Raw genomic sequence first — 14,844 nt, forward strand, 5'->3', positions numbered from 1 at the left:
CTGGCGGCTGGGCCAGCCCTGACGTGGCGGATGGAGAGTCGCCGCACACGCGAGGCAGGACAGCCACCGTCAGCGCAGATCAATGCGCGCGGATCACGGCTGCCCAGGCGAACGGCAAAACGGCACCCTGCGCTTCACGGTGGGTTGCTCCACCTTGAATCCGATTGCTTGAACCGGTTCTATCGCCAGTCACGCAGGGATGAGCGCGTTAGTTTATTGGAAGCGGATCGAATAGGCAACCAGCTTCCGGCGGCTGCCGCCGGTGCCCGCCGGACCGCCTGCAGAGCCCTCCTGGGCGGCGCGCAAAGGTCTGACCAAAGCCCGATGAGAGCCCGCTGTGCGTCCCTGCCGCAGCCTCTCGTACGGCTGGTTCATCCTTGCCGCAGTGCCGCAATGGAAGTAGGCTTGGGATCTTTCTCTCCTACCAGCCAGGGAACTACTGCCATGATCGTGTTCGTCACCGGAGCGTCAGCGGGATTCGGCGCCGCTATCGCTCGCGCCTTCGTCAAGGGCGGCCATCGTGTCGTCGCCACAGCACGCCGCAAAGGCCGTCTGCAGGAACTCGCCGACGAGCTCGGCGACGCGCTTCTGCCGTACGAACTCGACGTACGCGACCGCGCCGCCGTCGAAGCCGTGCCGGCCGCGCTGCCCGCCGGCTTTGCCGCCATCGACGTGCTGGTCAACAATGCCGGCCTCGCGCTAGGCATGGAGCCGGCGCAAAAAGCGAGTCTCGACGCTTGGAACACCATGATCGAGACCAACTGCACAGGCCTCGTGCAGGTCACGCACGCCTTGCTGCCCGGCATGGTGGAACGCAATCGCGGCCACATTTTCAATCTGGGCTCGTCAGCGGCCAACTGGCCGTACGCGGGCGGCAACGTCTACGGGGCCACCAAGGCGTTCGTGCGTCAGTTCAGCCTGAATCTGCGCGCCGATCTGGCGGGCACCGCGCTTCGGGTGACCGACGTCGAGCCGGGCCTGTGCGGCGGCACCGAGTTCTCGAACGTACGTTTTCGCGGCGACGACGCCAAGGCCGCCAAAGTGTACGAAAACGTGCAACCGCTCACACCCGAAGACATCGCGGACTCGATCTACTGGATCGCCACCCGCCCGGCGCACGTCAATATCAACACGATCGAGTTGATGCCGGTGGCTCAAGCGTTCGCCGGTTTGTCCGTTTATCGCGGCTGAAGCCCGCCAGGCGGGGCGCACATCTTGAAACAGACCTTGGGGTGTGCGTTCCGGTAAAATGCGCCGCATGAATATGTCGACCAGCCAGCCCGGCGCGGAAATCGGCTACACGTGGCCCATCCGCGTGTATTACGAAGATACCGACGCCGGCGGCATCGTGTTTTACGCGAACTACCTGAAATTTTTTGAACGGGCGCGCACCGAATGGCTGCGCGCATGTGGCGTCGACCAGAATCGGCTCGCGGAAGAAACGGGCGCGATTTTCATCGTCCGCAGCACCGCGGTCGATTACCGGGCGCCGGCCCGGCTCGACGACGTGGTCCGCGTAGTCTGCCGGATCGAGCGTCTGGGCCGGGCGTCGGTCGATTTCGCGCAGGAGGCATGGCGGGAAGGCACGCTGCTTGCTACCGGTTCCATCCGGGTAGGCTGCGTCGACCGCATTGCACTGCGGCCGGCCGCGATTCCTCCACCGGTCCTCGCCGCTTTGCGGCGCGGACCCGGCGCGAGCGCTAGCGGTGTGTCAACGGACAATGACTGAACCCCGTTGTTACGGGGCCAGTGAACTCGTAACGATCCAGCAACACAAAGCATGGTTCGGCTCGCAATATCGCCGACGCTTCCGTTTTGCCCACGGCAAGCTTCGATGAGCCTTGCAGCCGGACGCCCCCTTCCCGGGACGTTAAAACGAACCTTTATGAACACTACACAAGATCTGTCGATCGTTTCCCTCGTACTCAATGCGAGCCTACTGGCGCAGGCCGTCATGGCTCTGCTGCTGCTGCTGTCCCTGTTGTCGTGGACTTTCATCTTCCGCAAGTGGTTTGCGATCCGCCGGGCGCGCGCGCAAACTGAGCGTTTCGAACGCGATTTCTGGTCGGGTGGCGACCTGCAGGCGCTTTATCAGAGCGCCGCGAACAACCGCCACACCATCGGCGCACTGGAGCGGATTTTCGAGTCCGGCATGCGCGAATTCCTGAAAGGCAAGGAAAAACGCCTTAATGATCCTGGTGCAATTCTCGACGGCGCGCGGCGTGCCATGCGTGCCGCGTTCCAGCGTGAAATGGACGTGCTCGAAGCCAATCTCGCGTTTCTCGCCTCGGTTGGCTCGGTCAGCCCGTATATCGGTCTGTTCGGCACGGTGTGGGGGATCATGAACGCGTTCCGCGGCCTCGCCAACGTGCAGCAGGCTACGCTGGCGAACGTCGCACCGGGCATCGCCGAAGCGCTGACCGCTACCGCAATTGGCCTGTTCGCTGCGATTCCGGCCGTGGTTGCCTACAATCGCTACGCGCACGACATCGACCGTCTGGCGATCCGCTTCGAGACCTTCATCGAAGAATTCTCGAACATTCTGCAGCGCCAGGCACAGTAAGGAGTCCACGATGGCAGGCTCTCGCTCCTCCAGCATGCGCGGCAGCCGCTCGCGCCGCGCGATGGCCGACATCAATGTCGTGCCGTACATCGACGTGATGCTCGTGCTGCTCGTGATCTTCATGGTGACCGCGCCGCTCGTGGCCCCGTCGATCGTCAATCTGCCGACCGTCGGCGGCGCGGCGCCCCAGCAGCAAACGCCGCCCGTCATCGTGAACATTCGCGCGGACGGCAACATGAGCGTCAAATACAAGGACGATTCGGGTGCGCAGCAGCAGGAAGACATGACCAAGGCCGATCTGAACGGCTTCATCGCCGAGCGCGCGCAATCGCATCCCGATCAGCCCGTCGTGATCGCCGCCGACAAGACCGTCAAGTACGAAGTCGTGATGAATGTGATGTCCGAGCTGAAAGCGCGCGGCGTCAAGCGCGTTGGATTGCTCGTCAAATCGCAATGATCCGCAAGAATTCCGAATACCCCCTCCAGCCACCGCGTGAACGCGGCACCGGGCGAGCCTTTGTGTTCGCTCTCGTGATGCACGCGCTGCTCGGGTTCTTCCTGTATCACGGCATTCAGTGGCAAAACAGTACGCCCGAAGGCGCGGAAGCGGAGCTGTGGACTGAAGTGCCGGACACGGCGATCCCGCGTCCCGTTCCGCCGCCGGCGCCGGTGCCCGTGGCTCCTGCCCCACCCGTACGCGACGAACAGGCCGACATCGCGTTGCAGGAAAAAAAGCGCCAGCAACAGGAAGCGGCTCGTCAGGCTCAGTTGGCCGAACAGCAGCGTCAGCAAAAGCTGCAGGCCCAGCAGGAAGCCGAGGCGAAGCGTCAGCAGCAGTTGGCCGCGGACCAGGCAGCGCAACTTGCCGCGCAGAAGGCTGCGGCAGCCAAACAGAAGCAACAGCAGCAGGAGGCCAGCAAGCTGAAACAACAGCAATTGGCCGAGCAGCAAAAGCAGCAGCAGTTGAAAGAACAGCAGCAGGAACAGCAGCAGGAACAGCAGAAGCAAGCCGACGCTGAGGCGCAGAAGAAGGCCGACGCGCAGAAAGCTGCGAAGGCCAAGGCGCAAGCGGACGCTGCGGCGCAAGCGAAGAAACTGGATGCGGAGCGCCGCGCGCGGCTCGCGCAGATGCAGGGTCTCGCCGCCGCCGGCACCGGCTCGACCACCAGCGATGGGCTTGGAAAGAGCGGCACGGGTAGCGGCTCGGGTGGTACTGCAGCATCGGCGGGTTATTCCGACAAGGTGCGTCGTGCGGTGCGCCCGAATATCACCTGGGGTGGTGAAACGAGTGGTCTGGAGACAGTGGTCTCCGTGCGTTGCTCGCCGACCGGCACCTTGCTTGGCGCAACGATTTCGCGCAGCAGCGGCAACCCGGCATGGGACGACGCGGCGCTGCGAGCCGTCCAGCGTACTGATCCGATGCCTCAGGACATTAATGGCAAGACACCGACCAGCTTCCTGATTACGTTGCGCCCGGCCGGTTGATTCCAGTAGTTTGACAGTCAGTTGACAGCAGACACGGCGCCCCGCCCACGGGGGCGCGCTCGGGAACGAATTAGTTCTTTGCGGGTCTGTCTGCTGTCTTGAAGCGTTAGTAAAACCGTTTTTGGGGAATCCATACAGCATGAGTTTGATGACCAAGCTAGGCCTGCGGACACTTGTAGCGTCGTGCCTGATCGCCGTCGGCGGTGCCGCCAACGCACAACTCAACGTCCTCGTGACGGGCGTCGGGTCCACCCAGTTTCCGATCGCAACGGCGAATTTCGCCAATGAAGCGAACTCGCCGCAGCAGGTCAGCACGATCGTGCGTCAGGATCTGCAACGCAGCGGCAAATTCACGAACATCGACGCGGGCTCAACGCCAGTGTCCGAAACGGATTCCGTCGACCTCGGCAGCTGGAAAGCCAAGGGCGCCAATGCGTTCGTGTCGGGCAGCGTGAACCGCCTGCCGAACGGCCAGTATGAAGTGCGCTTCAAGCTGTACGACACCGTCAAGGGCGAAAGCCTCGGCGGCCTCGTGCTGGTGAGCCCGGAAAGCGGCTTGCGCATGAGCGCGCACAAGGTCGCGGACTATATTTACGCGAAGCTGATGGGCGGCCGCGGCGTGTTCGCCACGCGCCTGTCGTACGTCATCAAGACGGGCGGCCGTTATCAATTGCAGATCTCCGATTCGGACGGCCAGGACGCGCATATCGCGCTGTCGAGCCCCGAGCCGATCATCTCGCCGGCATGGTCGCCTGACGGCACCAAGGTCGCTTACGTTTCGTTCGAGAAGAAAAAGCCGATCGTCTACATCCACGATCTGCCCACGGGCCGCCGCATCGTGGTTTCGGACCAGAAGGGCAACAACAGCGCGCCAGCCTGGTCGCCAGATGGACGCACGCTGGCCGTCGCGCTCTCGCGCACCGGCAACACGCAGATTTTCGCCGTCAATGCAGACGGCAGCGGCCTGCGGCGTCTCACGCAAGGCAGCTCGATCGACACCGAACCGTGCTTCTCGCCCGACGGCCAGTCGATCTATTTCACCAGCGACCGTGGCGGCCAACCGCAGATCTACAAGATGTCGGCCCAGGGCGAAAACGCCGGCGCCGCGCAACGCGTCACGTTCACGGGCAGCTACAACACCAGCCCACGCGTGAGCCCGGACGGCAAACAGCTCGCTTATATCTCGCGCGTCGGCGGCGGGTTCAAGCTTTATATCCAGGACCTGCAAGGCAACACAGCCACTGGCCTGACGGACACGACACATGACGAATCGCCGAGCTTCGCGGCGAATGGTCAGTACATCCTTTACGCCACACAGGTGAACGGCCGTGGCGTGTTGGCCGCAGTATCGACCGACGGTCGCACTCGGCAGGTCCTGTCCGTTCAGGGTGGCAGCGTACGCGAGCCGTCCTGGGGCCCGTTTATGCAATAACGTTGATGCAATAACACAAGGAGAGTAACAAAATGATGTCTAAACTTCGTTTCGCATTTGCTGTATTGATGGTCGGCGCGTTGGCCGCATGTCATTCGGGCGTCAAGCTCGACGAAAACGCCAACAAGGGTGGTTCGGTCTCGGCACAGCCGAACCCGAACGATGTCGCGACGGTCAATGTCGATCCGCTGAACGATCCGAACAGCCCGCTTGCCAAGCGCAGCATCTACTTCGACTTCGACAGCTACTCGGTGAAGGACGACTACCAATCGCTGCTGCAACAACACGCGCAATACCTGAAGAGCCATCCGCAACGGCACGTCCTGATCCAGGGCAACACCGACGAACGCGGCACCAGCGAGTACAACCTGGCACTCGGCCAGAAACGTGCTGAAGCTGTGCGCCGTTCGCTGTCGCTGATGGGCGTGACGGACTCGCAAATGGAAGCCGTGAGCCTCGGCAAGGAAAAGCCGCAAGCTACGGGTCATGACGAATCGTCGTGGGCACAAAACCGCCGCGCCGACCTCGTGTATCAACAGTAAGTAACGGGTGATGAGCCGAATGACGCATCGTTTCTCCTGGCTGCGGTTTGCCGCAGCGGCCTGCGTCGCGGGCATGGCCTTCGCGGCCGTGCCCGCGCATGCGGGCATCTTCGACGACGATCAGGCCCGTCAGGCCATTCTCGATCTGCGTTCGAAGACCGATAGCCTGTCGAGTCAGTTGTCGGCCGCGCAACGCACGATCCTCGATCAGTCCAACCGTCTCGACCAGTTGAATCAGCAGGTCGCTACGCTGCGTGGGCAGAACGAGGACATGGGCAATCAGCTCGCCACGCTGCAGAAGCAGCAAAAGGACTACTACACCGATCTGGACACGCGCCTGAAGAAATTCGAGCCGCAGCAGCAAACGGTGGACGGCGTCCAGGGCGAGGTGCAGCCGGGTGAGACCGAGTCGTTCAACGCGGCTTCGCAGCAGTTCCGCAACGGCGACTTCAAGAATGCGGCGGCGTCGTTCCGCACCTTCATCTCCAAGTTCCCGAACAGCCCTTACCAGCCGACCGCGCAGTACTGGCTGGGCAACGCGTTGTACGCGCTGCGCGACTACAAGGGCTCGACGGCGACCTGGCAAGGTGTGGTGAAGAACTATCCGCAGCATCCGCGTGCGCCGGAAGCGCTGCTCGCGATTGCGAACAATCAGCTCGAGCAAGGTCAGAAGGCCGCGGCCCGCAAGACGCTGGAGCAGATCGTCGCGCAGTACGGCGGCTCGGACGTCGCGCAATCGGCTCAGAGCAAGCTGTCGCAGATCAAGTAGTGGGTATCGATTAAGCAGTTGGCAGTAACGCGCAGTGTCCGAATTCATAGCCACGCGCGCCTCTCGCTGGAAAGCCCGGGTATTGCTATCCGGGCTTTTCACTATCTGAAGTGCCGGTAGCGCCGAGGTCGCGATGGGTTGACATCTCTCTGCGGCTATCGCTATAATTTCGCTTCTCTTTTGGGTCGTTAGCTCAGCTGGTAGAGCAGCGGACTTTTAATCCGTTGGTCACAGGTTCGAATCCCGTACGGCCTACCAAAAGATTCAAGGGCCTAGCGTTCGCGCTAGGCCCTTTTTCTTTGGTAATTACGAATGCGGTCGCCACCATCTGAAACGAATTCCATTGAGGCACCCGTGAAAATGGCTGCCCACCCCTCTCCGCCCAGCATCGTCTTTCCTAGCCCATGCTGACGACTGCCGCGACGAAAAACAATATGCAAATGCACGCCTCCTTGCCCGTCCATCCGGTCTTGGCCTCTCCGGCGAAACAGTGAATACGTGCAAGACTACAAGCGATTCCACCGTCGACGCACGGATGTTCCCGCGATTCCATATTTCAAAGATTCGCTTTTCAACTACGTCTGCAAATCGACCGCCAGAAGATCCAGCAACAAGCTACGCAGCCTATGCAACGCGGCAACCATACCGAACCCACCATCCAAGTTTGTGCACAAACGAAGCGCTCGTCCGCATCCCCCTCATCGGCAACCTTGACGAGCAGATCGATCGTAACGCCGCCAATCGCCCCGTTTTTCCGCCACGCGACGGTCATCCCGGCAAAGGCAATCGATGTGACTCCTTGATTGTATGCATGACGAATGCGCTGCGGACCTCCCGCACATGCGGCAACGCCGCAAGCACCTTCCGACTGAAATTGGCGAACGCATCAAGATCTGTTGCTACTACCCGTAACAGATAGTCTTCCTCGCCCGACAGGATGTAACAGGACAAAACCTGATCGATGGCGTCAAGAGCGTGCTCGAACTCCACCGCATCTCGCTCGTGATGAGACGTTATCTTCACAAACACAAACGCATCTATGCCCAAGCCAAGGGCCTTGCGGTTTAGCAGCAGGCCGTAGCCGTCAATTATGCCGACCTCTTCCATGCGCTTCACACGCCGCCAGCATGGCGATACTGAGCTGTTCGTCTTCTCAGCAAGTGCAGACATCGATATGCGCGGGTCCGCCTGCAGGCAGGCAAGGATGTCCCGATCCGCAGAAGACAGAAGCTGGTCCATGAATTCCTCTATTCGGGATGGTTGGTTTTAAGTGTTTAGCGGCACAAGCGGGCATAACTTGCCTTTTACATGACACCCACTGAAATGTCTTGCCGATATTCGACATCCTGACAGCAAAAATCGAAAAAACAAATCTCTTTTGCATACCTACAATGATCGCAGTTGGAGGAGCGATCAATGTGGAAGACCCTAACACCTGAAGATCTGGACAAAGCGTATTCGCCGAGTTCAGTCGCCGCAAATTATCGCGAGGTCGTCGCGAACTACGGAGAGAGCAGCCACCGTACGCTGGCCCGCGCAAAGTCGCTGCGTCTGAACTATGGCGAGACACCTGACGAATACGTCATTCTGTTCGAGTCGCCGGGGCGGGTTGCCGATTCGCTACTTGTCTTCTTTCACGGGGGATACTGGCAGGATCTGTCCGCGGAAGACTCCTGTTTTCCCGCTGATTCACTGCTGTCCAGCGGCATTGCTTACGCCGCCGTGAACTACACGCTGGCACCGCATGCGTCCGTCGGCACAATCGTCGCGCAAAGTGCAAAAGCGCTGAAGAAGCTCGCCAGTTCAAGGCCCGACACCCGGATTGTCATCGCAGGAAGCTCCGCTGGAGCTCATCTGGCGGCAATGCTGATCTCGACCGACTGGCAAAGGTGCGGACTGAAGACCGCACCCTTCCATGGGGCTGTGCTGCTATCCGGCGTCTATGACCTGCGCCCCCTCGTAACGACGTACATCAACGAGCCGCTAGGGCTGGACATTCAGAGCGCGACGGCCGTCAGCCCTCTGTTCTCGACGGCCTACGCAACGGTTCCCACCGTGGTGTGCTGGGGCGAACATGAAACAGGCGAATTCAAACGTCAAAGCCGCGAATACGCTTCCCAGCTCACGCGGGCAGGCGCGTCCGTGTCCTGTTACGAAGTGCCCGGCAGAAACCATTTCGACATTCTTTTCGATCTGACAGATCCGGCTACCCGACTCGGCGCCGAAACCATCGAACTACTACTTGGAGAGAAATCATGACTACATTGCGCAAGCGTGTCATCCCCGAGGTCCGCGACCCTGTACTTGAGTTGTCGCTCGTCCGGAACGTGGATATCTCCACGGACGAGAGCCGCGAGGAAACCGTCAAGACAACGGCAGGCGAACCGCTGGTCGCATTTGGCGGGAAGAGCAATCCGTTCATCGATTACCACCGCAACGATCTGTTGCTCAGCATCCAGCACATGCGCAGCGAAGGTCACGATGAAATGGTCTTCATTCTGATGACGCAATGCAAGGAGCTCACCTTCAAGGCGCTTCACTACGAAGCCTACAACATGCAACTGCGCATCAAGGCAGACGACGTCGCCGGTGCGCTCGCGCTCGTCCCGCGAATCAAGCGACTCTTCGAGTATCTCGTCAAAACCTGGGATGTACTGTCGACGATCACAACGAGCGGATTCAACGAATTCCGTGACTGCCTCGGCGTTTCCTCCGGCCAGCAATCGTACATGTACCGGCACGTCGAATTCATCCTCGGCAACAAGTCTGTGCGGCTCTCCCAGGCACACGCAAACAATCCGGACGTCTACCCTCAGCTCAAGGCGGCACTCGACTCGCCCAGCCTGTACGACGACGTGCTTGCCCTGCTGAAGCGCAGGGGCATTACCGTTCCGGACGCTGCACTGAGCCGGAACTGGTCCGAGACATATGCTTCGAATCCCGAGGTCGAAAAGGCGTGGCTCGAAGTCTATGCGGACCCCACACCGGACAACGACCTCTACCAACTCGGCGAAGGGTTGATCGAAATTGCCGATCTTTTCTCACAATATCGCTGGCGCCACTTTACGTCCGTCGAACGCATTCTTGGCTTCAAGCCCGGGACCGGCGGATCGGCCGGCGTTGGCTGGCTCAAACACGTGGTTGAGCACCGATTCTTCCCCGAACTTTGGGCAATCCGGACCGTACTGGGCGCCTGATGAACCCCCCTCTTACAGACAGGTCTGCAATGCCTGAAGACAATACGCTCGCCAATACACGCGAACGATTCCACATCCCCGACGGCGTACGATATTTCGACGGCAACTCATTAGGGTTGATGCCGAAGGTGGTCCAGCTTCACGCGTCAAATGTCATTACCCATGAATGGGGCAACGGGCTGATCAGTTCGTGGCACAGCGCCGAATGGAGGACGCTGCCGCAGCGGGCTGGTGCAAAACTCGCGGCGCTGATCGGTGCACGCCCCGACGAAGTGGTCGCGTGTGACTCCACGTCGGTCAACCTGTTCAAGGTGCTGGTAAGCGCGGTGCGGCTCAGACCCGGCAGAAGGAAAATCGTCACGGATGCGGACGCGTTTCCGACCGATCTCTACATCGTGGACCAGGTGGCGCGCCTGTTCGGACTGACGGTAGACGCCGTTCCCGCCAAGGAGATTCCTTCGCGACTCGACGACCAGGTGGCAGCGGTAGTCCTGACACACGTCGACTACCGCAGCGCCGAAATCTACAACATGGAGGAATTCACACGTGCCACGCATGACGCCGGCGCGCTGATCGTCTGGGATCTGTCCCACACTGCCGGGGCCGTACCCTGCGATCTCGACAAAAGCGGGGCCGATTTCGCGGTCGGCTGCGGCTATAAATACCTGAATGGCGGCCCCGGCGCCCCTGCTTACCTCTATGTAGCAGCCCGCCATGTTAGCGCCTGCGAGCAGCCTCTCGCCGGATGGTTCGGCCACGCCCGCCCGTTCGATTTCGCGCAGAAATACGCACCGGCTGAAGGCACTGATCGCTTCCTGTGCGGCACCAACCCGGTCATCGGCCTTTCGGTCCTGTCGCGCGCACTGGACATTTTCGAAGGTGTCTCAATCGACGATATCCGCGGCAAGAGTCTGCAATTGACGCAGCTATTTATCGATAGCGCCGACCGGCAGCTTGCAACACACGGCTTTGTCGTAGCGTCGCCTCGCGACCCCGCCATTCGGGGCAGTCATGTTTCGCTGCGCCACACGCAGGGTTATGCAGTCATGCAGGAACTCTCACGCCGCAAAATCATTGGCGACTTCCGCATGCCTGATTACATGCGATTCGGATTCGCCCCGCTCTACAACACCGAGGACGAAGTTCATCAGCTTGTCGACGCAATCGACGGAATCATGAAAGAACGTGCGTGGGATAAGCCGGAATATCAGCAAAGACGGGATTTCACCTAGTGCAATCGTGCCGGCGCGTGGAACGCGCCGGCATCTGAAGAGAAATGGACGGAGACATTATGTCAGTACAACGAAATTTTAGTGCGATCGCCACACGGGAAGGTGACCTCGAAAAACGGCTGACGCAGCCCCAGTTAACAATGATCGCCATCGGAAGTGCAATCGGGACCGGGCTCTTTCTCGGTAGCGGTGCTGCGATCCAGATGGCGGGGCCGAGCGTCATTCTGAGCTATGCAATCGGCGCAGTCGTGGCACTACTTCTGATGGGTTGCCTCGGCGAAATGGTAGTAGCCCATCCCACGACCGGTTCATTCGGCGCCTACGCAGAACATTATCTCGGCGAATGGATGGGTTTTCTGGTTCGCTACGCTTACTGGGTGTCGGTCGTTCTGGTCATCGGGGCAGAAGTCACTGCAATTTCCGTCTATATGAAATTCTGGTTTCCCGGTTCGCCTGGGTGGCTCTGGGTCACCTTGTTCTCCGCGTTGCTGATCCTGGTAAATGCCAGCAGCGTCAAGATCTTCGGAACGGCCGAGTACTGGTTTGCAATTATCAAGGTCATCGCTATTGTCGCGTTCATTCTAGTGGGCAGCTACATGATTTACCGTGCGCCGGCCAATAGCGACATCGGCTTTCACAACTACCTTTCCCAGAATGGATTCTTCCCTAAAGGTCTGTCTGGAACGTGGTTCGCCGTAGTCATTGCGATATTCAGCTTCATAGGAATCGAATTCATCGCCGTCGCTGCGGGCGAAGCCACGCATCCTCAACAGGCAGCGCGCAGCGCATTCAAATCGGCATTTTTCAGACTGTTCTTTTTCTACATCTTTACGGTCGCGCTGATGGTTGCGATTGTCCCCTGGCAATCGGCCGGTACGGGCCAAAGTCCATTCGTTCTGGTCATGCAATTGCTTGGCGTTCCTTTTGGCGCAAGCATCATGAATTTCGTCGTTCTGACCGCGGCCCTATCCGCAATGAACGCTCAACTTTACGTGGCAACGCGCATGATTTTCAGCCTGTCCCGCGCAGGCCACGCTCCAGCTTTTCTCGGCAAGGTGAACAGGAATGGTAGTCCCTTGAGGTCGCTCATTTTCTCGACCTTCGGCGTCGGATTCGCGGCGGTTTGCAGCATCGTCGTTCCCCAAGACTCGTTCCTGCTGATGATGTCCATCGCCATGTTTGGCGCGCTGTTCGCCTGGTTCATGATTTTTGTCACGCATTACCGCTTCCGGCGCATTGCCGATAGAGACGACGCGACACTCAGCTTCCGGATCTGGGGGTTTCCGTTCCTGACCATCGCTGGTGGCGTGCTGATGTTTTGCGTGATGGCAACAACACTGCTCCTGCCCGCGTTCCGCATGACGTTGCTCACCGGCATACCTCTTCTCGTCGTCCTGAGCGTGGTGTTCCCGTTCGTTAAAGGACGCGCCGTCTCCCGCAATCTCGCAAAGGATACCGTATGAAAATCTACCCGAACAAATTCGTCGCGGCAGCCGTGCAGTCCGCCCCGGTTTTTCTCAATGCGGATGCAACTGTCGAGCTTGCATGCTCGCTGATCGCCGAAGTGGCGAGAGAAGGAACTCGCCTCGTTGCCTTTCCGGAAGCCTTCGTGGCGGGTTACCCGTACTGGAACTGGACGATGACTCCTGTCGAGGGGAGCGCCTGGTATGAGCGGCTTTACGTGAACTCAATCGATGTTCCGGGCCCCCACACCGACCGGCTGTGCGCTGCCGCCCGCGCCGCCAACTGCTTTGTCGTGATCGGCGTGAACGAACGGGGAGCTCACAGCTACGGGACACTCTACAACACTGTTCTGTTTATCGGCGCCGATGGACGCCTGCTGGGCCGCCATCGCAAGCTGGTGCCCACGTGGGCGGAAAAGCTGACATGGACAGGTGGCGACGGAAGTTCGCTCAACGTGTACGACACCGAGATTGGTCCCCTCGGCGCGCTGGCCTGCGGCGAGAACACCAATACGCTTGCACGCTTTTCGCTGCTTGCACAGGGTGAACTGATCCATGTCGCCAACTACATCGGGTTGCCCGTTGCCCCGAAGGATTACGACATGGTCGAAGCAATCAAGGTTCGAACAGCGGCACACTCGTTCGAGGGAAAGCTCTTCTCCATTGTGTCCTGCTCCAGCATGTCCGAAGAGATCATCGATTGCGTTGCCGGAGACGATGCCCACGCGCGCGAACTCCTGGAACGCGAGCACAGCGCATTCTCGGGAATCTTCGGACCGGACGGGCGGTTGCTAACCGAGCCCCTGATCGACCGGGAAGGAATTGCCTACGCGGAAATCGACCTCATGCGGTGCATCCAGCCCAAGCAGATGCATGACATTCTTGGTCACTACAACCGGTTTGACGTGTTCAATCTCGCCGTGGACAAGCGCCCGAAGCAGCCGATTGATATCCGGGAACTCGCCGGCTCGCGAAAGACCGCCGCCGCGGAGACCGCCGACCTGTCGGCGCCGCTCACGGACGTCAGCTCACCCGTTCAAACTCGCGAGGAACGCCATGCATGACGACAACGTTGCCGGCCGCGCCCGTGTTGTCGACACGCCGGAACTTACCGCTTACTACGCCGAGCTGGCCAGGCACGAAGCCGGCGCACTGTGGACAGTAGCAAACGATATTGAACCGTGGGAGCCCAGGTCGCACGCAGTGCCGATGCATTGGAGCTACGAGGCCCTGAGACCCCTCGTCCTGAAATCGCTCGAACTGGTGAAACCCGAGGATGCCGGTCGCCGCGTGGTGATGCTGACCAACCCCAAACGTCGCGATGTCAGCGCGGCCGTTGGCTGGCTCTATACCGGCATCCAGGTGATGAAGCCGGGCGAGGCGGCGTCGGCGCATCGCCACATGGCTTCGGCGCTGCGCTTCATCATCGAGGGCAGCGGTGCATACACCATCGTCGATGGAGAACGCCTTACATTACGGGCGAACGACTTTGTCATCACGCCAAATGGAACCTGGCACGAGCACGGCAACGACGGCGGACACTCCCCATGCATCTGGCAGGATGGGCTAGACATCCCCTTGATCAACGCGCTTGAGGCAAATTTCTATCAGGTGCACCCCGACCTGCACCAGGAAGTCGCGCGGCCAGTGAACGCGTCCAACTTCAAATACGGCAATATCGCCCTCAAGCCGCTCGAGCCCGACTGGTCCAAATCGTATTCGCCACTGCTCAAATTCACCTGGGAGAGCACCTACGAGGCGCTGCGTCTTTATGCGACGGCAACGGAGGGCTCTCCTTTCGATGGCCTCGTCATGGAATACATCAACCCGCTCACCGGTGGTGCCGTCATGCCGACAATGGGCGCACAGATGCAGATGCTTCGGGCCGGAGAAGCAACGCGCGCTCACCGGCATACCGGCAACGTGATCTACCACGTAGCCAAGGGCCGCGGTCATTCGATCATCGGCGGCCAGCGGTTCGACTGGAAGGAGCACGACATCTTTTGCGTTCCCTCCTGGGCGTGGCACGAACACGCGAACGCGTCCTCCTCCGATGACGCCTGTCTCTTCTCCTTTAACGATTTCCCCGTCATGAACTCACTCGCGATCTATCGCGAGGAGGCTTACGTTCCAAACGACGGGCACCAGATCATTTAAACCG

At 60.0% G+C, this 14,844-nt stretch carries 15 protein-coding genes, 1 tRNA gene and 1 riboswitch; of the genes, 15 read left to right on the plus strand and 1 reads right to left on the minus strand.

Going from position 1 to position 14,844, the window contains the following annotated elements:
• Positions 1–94 precede the first annotated feature (94 nt).
• Positions 95–203, minus strand: a riboswitch (ZMP/ZTP riboswitch).
• A gap of 241 nt (positions 204–444) precedes the next feature.
• From ydfG to NE850_RS14345, 9 genes are all read left to right on the plus strand, one after another.
• Complete coding sequence (ydfG, locus tag NE850_RS14305; RefSeq protein WP_007179117.1) at positions 445–1,191, plus strand: bifunctional NADP-dependent 3-hydroxy acid dehydrogenase/3-hydroxypropionate dehydrogenase YdfG; 747 nt, start codon at positions 445–447, stop codon at positions 1,189–1,191.
• 58 nt (positions 1,192–1,249) lie between these two features.
• The gene (gene ybgC, locus NE850_RS14310) at positions 1,250–1,729 is read left to right on the plus strand and encodes a tol-pal system-associated acyl-CoA thioesterase (protein WP_165187320.1); all 480 of its coding nucleotides are present in this window, start codon (positions 1,250–1,252) and stop codon (positions 1,727–1,729) included.
• A gap of 156 nt (positions 1,730–1,885) precedes the next feature.
• Positions 1,886–2,563 carry a protein TolQ gene (gene tolQ, locus NE850_RS14315; protein WP_007179119.1) on the plus strand — a complete coding sequence of 226 codons (678 nt, stop codon included), beginning with the start codon at positions 1,886–1,888 and terminating at the stop codon, positions 2,561–2,563.
• Between the two features lie 10 nt (positions 2,564–2,573).
• Complete coding sequence (tolR, locus tag NE850_RS14320; RefSeq protein WP_007179120.1) at positions 2,574–3,020, plus strand: protein TolR; 447 nt, start codon at positions 2,574–2,576, stop codon at positions 3,018–3,020.
• Positions 3,017–4,048 (plus strand): cell envelope integrity protein TolA, encoded by a 1,032-nt coding sequence (gene tolA / locus NE850_RS14325; RefSeq protein WP_310698878.1) that lies wholly within the window; start codon positions 3,017–3,019, stop codon positions 4,046–4,048. The genes tolR and tolA overlap by 4 nt, the downstream gene beginning before the upstream one ends.
• A gap of 139 nt (positions 4,049–4,187) precedes the next feature.
• Complete coding sequence (gene tolB / locus NE850_RS14330; RefSeq protein WP_007179122.1) at positions 4,188–5,480, plus strand: Tol-Pal system beta propeller repeat protein TolB; 1,293 nt, start codon at positions 4,188–4,190, stop codon at positions 5,478–5,480.
• Positions 5,481–5,512: 32 nt separating this feature from the next.
• Positions 5,513–6,022 (plus strand): peptidoglycan-associated lipoprotein Pal, encoded by a 510-nt coding sequence (pal, locus tag NE850_RS14335; protein WP_007179123.1) that lies wholly within the window; start codon positions 5,513–5,515, stop codon positions 6,020–6,022.
• Positions 6,023–6,041: 19 nt separating this feature from the next.
• Positions 6,042–6,791, plus strand: a complete 750-nt coding sequence (gene ybgF, locus NE850_RS14340; RefSeq protein ID WP_007179124.1) for a tol-pal system protein YbgF — start codon at positions 6,042–6,044, stop codon at positions 6,789–6,791.
• A gap of 182 nt (positions 6,792–6,973) precedes the next feature.
• A tRNA-Lys gene (locus NE850_RS14345) sits at positions 6,974–7,049 on the plus strand.
• Positions 7,050–7,559: 510 nt separating this feature from the next.
• Here the strand turns inward: NE850_RS14345 and NE850_RS14350 are convergent.
• A complete protein-coding gene (locus NE850_RS14350; RefSeq protein WP_165184485.1) occupies positions 7,560–8,030 on the minus strand; it encodes an Lrp/AsnC family transcriptional regulator in 471 nt (156 codons plus the stop codon).
• Between the two features lie 177 nt (positions 8,031–8,207).
• On the opposite strand from NE850_RS14350, the gene NE850_RS14355 reads away from it, so the two are divergent.
• The 6 genes from NE850_RS14355 to NE850_RS14380 are packed head-to-tail and all read left to right on the plus strand — an operon-like array spanning position 8,208 to position 14,840.
• Positions 8,208–9,050, plus strand: a complete 843-nt coding sequence (locus tag NE850_RS14355; RefSeq protein ID WP_165184482.1) for an alpha/beta hydrolase — start codon at positions 8,208–8,210, stop codon at positions 9,048–9,050.
• Positions 9,047–9,988 carry a tryptophan 2,3-dioxygenase gene (locus NE850_RS14360; protein ID WP_165184480.1) on the plus strand — a complete coding sequence of 314 codons (942 nt, stop codon included), beginning with the start codon at positions 9,047–9,049 and terminating at the stop codon, positions 9,986–9,988. Before NE850_RS14355 ends, NE850_RS14360 begins: the two co-directional genes overlap by 4 nt.
• On the plus strand, positions 9,958–11,220 hold the full coding sequence (gene kynU / locus NE850_RS14365; protein WP_232064091.1) for a kynureninase: 1,263 nt from the start codon (positions 9,958–9,960) through the stop codon (positions 11,218–11,220). Before NE850_RS14360 ends, kynU begins: the two co-directional genes overlap by 31 nt.
• A 59-nt stretch (positions 11,221–11,279) precedes the next feature.
• On the plus strand, positions 11,280–12,683 hold the full coding sequence (locus NE850_RS14370; protein WP_165184477.1) for an amino acid permease: 1,404 nt from the start codon (positions 11,280–11,282) through the stop codon (positions 12,681–12,683).
• Positions 12,680–13,747: a carbon-nitrogen hydrolase family protein gene (locus tag NE850_RS14375; protein ID WP_165184475.1), complete on the plus strand. Its 1,068-nt coding sequence runs from the start codon at positions 12,680–12,682 to the stop codon at positions 13,745–13,747. Before NE850_RS14370 ends, NE850_RS14375 begins: the two co-directional genes overlap by 4 nt.
• Positions 13,740–14,840: a cupin domain-containing protein gene (locus NE850_RS14380; RefSeq protein WP_165184472.1), complete on the plus strand. Its 1,101-nt coding sequence runs from the start codon at positions 13,740–13,742 to the stop codon at positions 14,838–14,840. Before NE850_RS14375 ends, NE850_RS14380 begins: the two co-directional genes overlap by 8 nt.
• Positions 14,841–14,844 lie beyond the last annotated feature (4 nt).

The organism is Paraburkholderia sp. USG1 (genome assembly GCF_031570135.1).
GTDB classification, from domain to species: domain Bacteria; phylum Pseudomonadota; class Gammaproteobacteria; order Burkholderiales; family Burkholderiaceae; genus Paraburkholderia; species Paraburkholderia dioscoreae.

What these genes read in the sequence shown, in the direction of transcription:
- ydfG (WP_007179117.1), top strand. Translation starts at nt 445, where the DNA reads ATGATCGTGTTCGTCACCGGAGCGTCAGCGGGATTCGGCGCCGCTATC.
- ybgC (WP_165187320.1), top strand. Translation starts at nt 1,250, where the DNA reads ATGCGCCGCATGAATATGTCGACCAGCCAGCCCGGCGCGGAAATCGGC.
- tolQ (WP_007179119.1), top strand. Translation starts at nt 1,886, where the DNA reads ATGAACACTACACAAGATCTGTCGATCGTTTCCCTCGTACTCAATGCG.
- tolR (WP_007179120.1), top strand. Translation starts at nt 2,574, where the DNA reads ATGGCAGGCTCTCGCTCCTCCAGCATGCGCGGCAGCCGCTCGCGCCGC.
- tolA (WP_310698878.1), top strand. Translation starts at nt 3,017, where the DNA reads ATGATCCGCAAGAATTCCGAATACCCCCTCCAGCCACCGCGTGAACGC.
- tolB (WP_007179122.1), top strand. Translation starts at nt 4,188, where the DNA reads ATGAGTTTGATGACCAAGCTAGGCCTGCGGACACTTGTAGCGTCGTGC.
- pal (WP_007179123.1), top strand. Translation starts at nt 5,513, where the DNA reads ATGATGTCTAAACTTCGTTTCGCATTTGCTGTATTGATGGTCGGCGCG.
- ybgF (WP_007179124.1), top strand. Translation starts at nt 6,042, where the DNA reads ATGACGCATCGTTTCTCCTGGCTGCGGTTTGCCGCAGCGGCCTGCGTC.
- NE850_RS14350 (WP_165184485.1), bottom strand. Translation starts at nt 8,030, where the DNA reads ATGGACCAGCTTCTGTCTTCTGCGGATCGGGACATCCTTGCCTGCCTG.
- NE850_RS14355 (WP_165184482.1), top strand. Translation starts at nt 8,208, where the DNA reads ATGTGGAAGACCCTAACACCTGAAGATCTGGACAAAGCGTATTCGCCG.
- NE850_RS14360 (WP_165184480.1), top strand. Translation starts at nt 9,047, where the DNA reads ATGACTACATTGCGCAAGCGTGTCATCCCCGAGGTCCGCGACCCTGTA.
- NE850_RS14370 (WP_165184477.1), top strand. Translation starts at nt 11,280, where the DNA reads ATGTCAGTACAACGAAATTTTAGTGCGATCGCCACACGGGAAGGTGAC.
- NE850_RS14375 (WP_165184475.1), top strand. Translation starts at nt 12,680, where the DNA reads ATGAAAATCTACCCGAACAAATTCGTCGCGGCAGCCGTGCAGTCCGCC.
- NE850_RS14380 (WP_165184472.1), top strand. Translation starts at nt 13,740, where the DNA reads ATGCATGACGACAACGTTGCCGGCCGCGCCCGTGTTGTCGACACGCCG.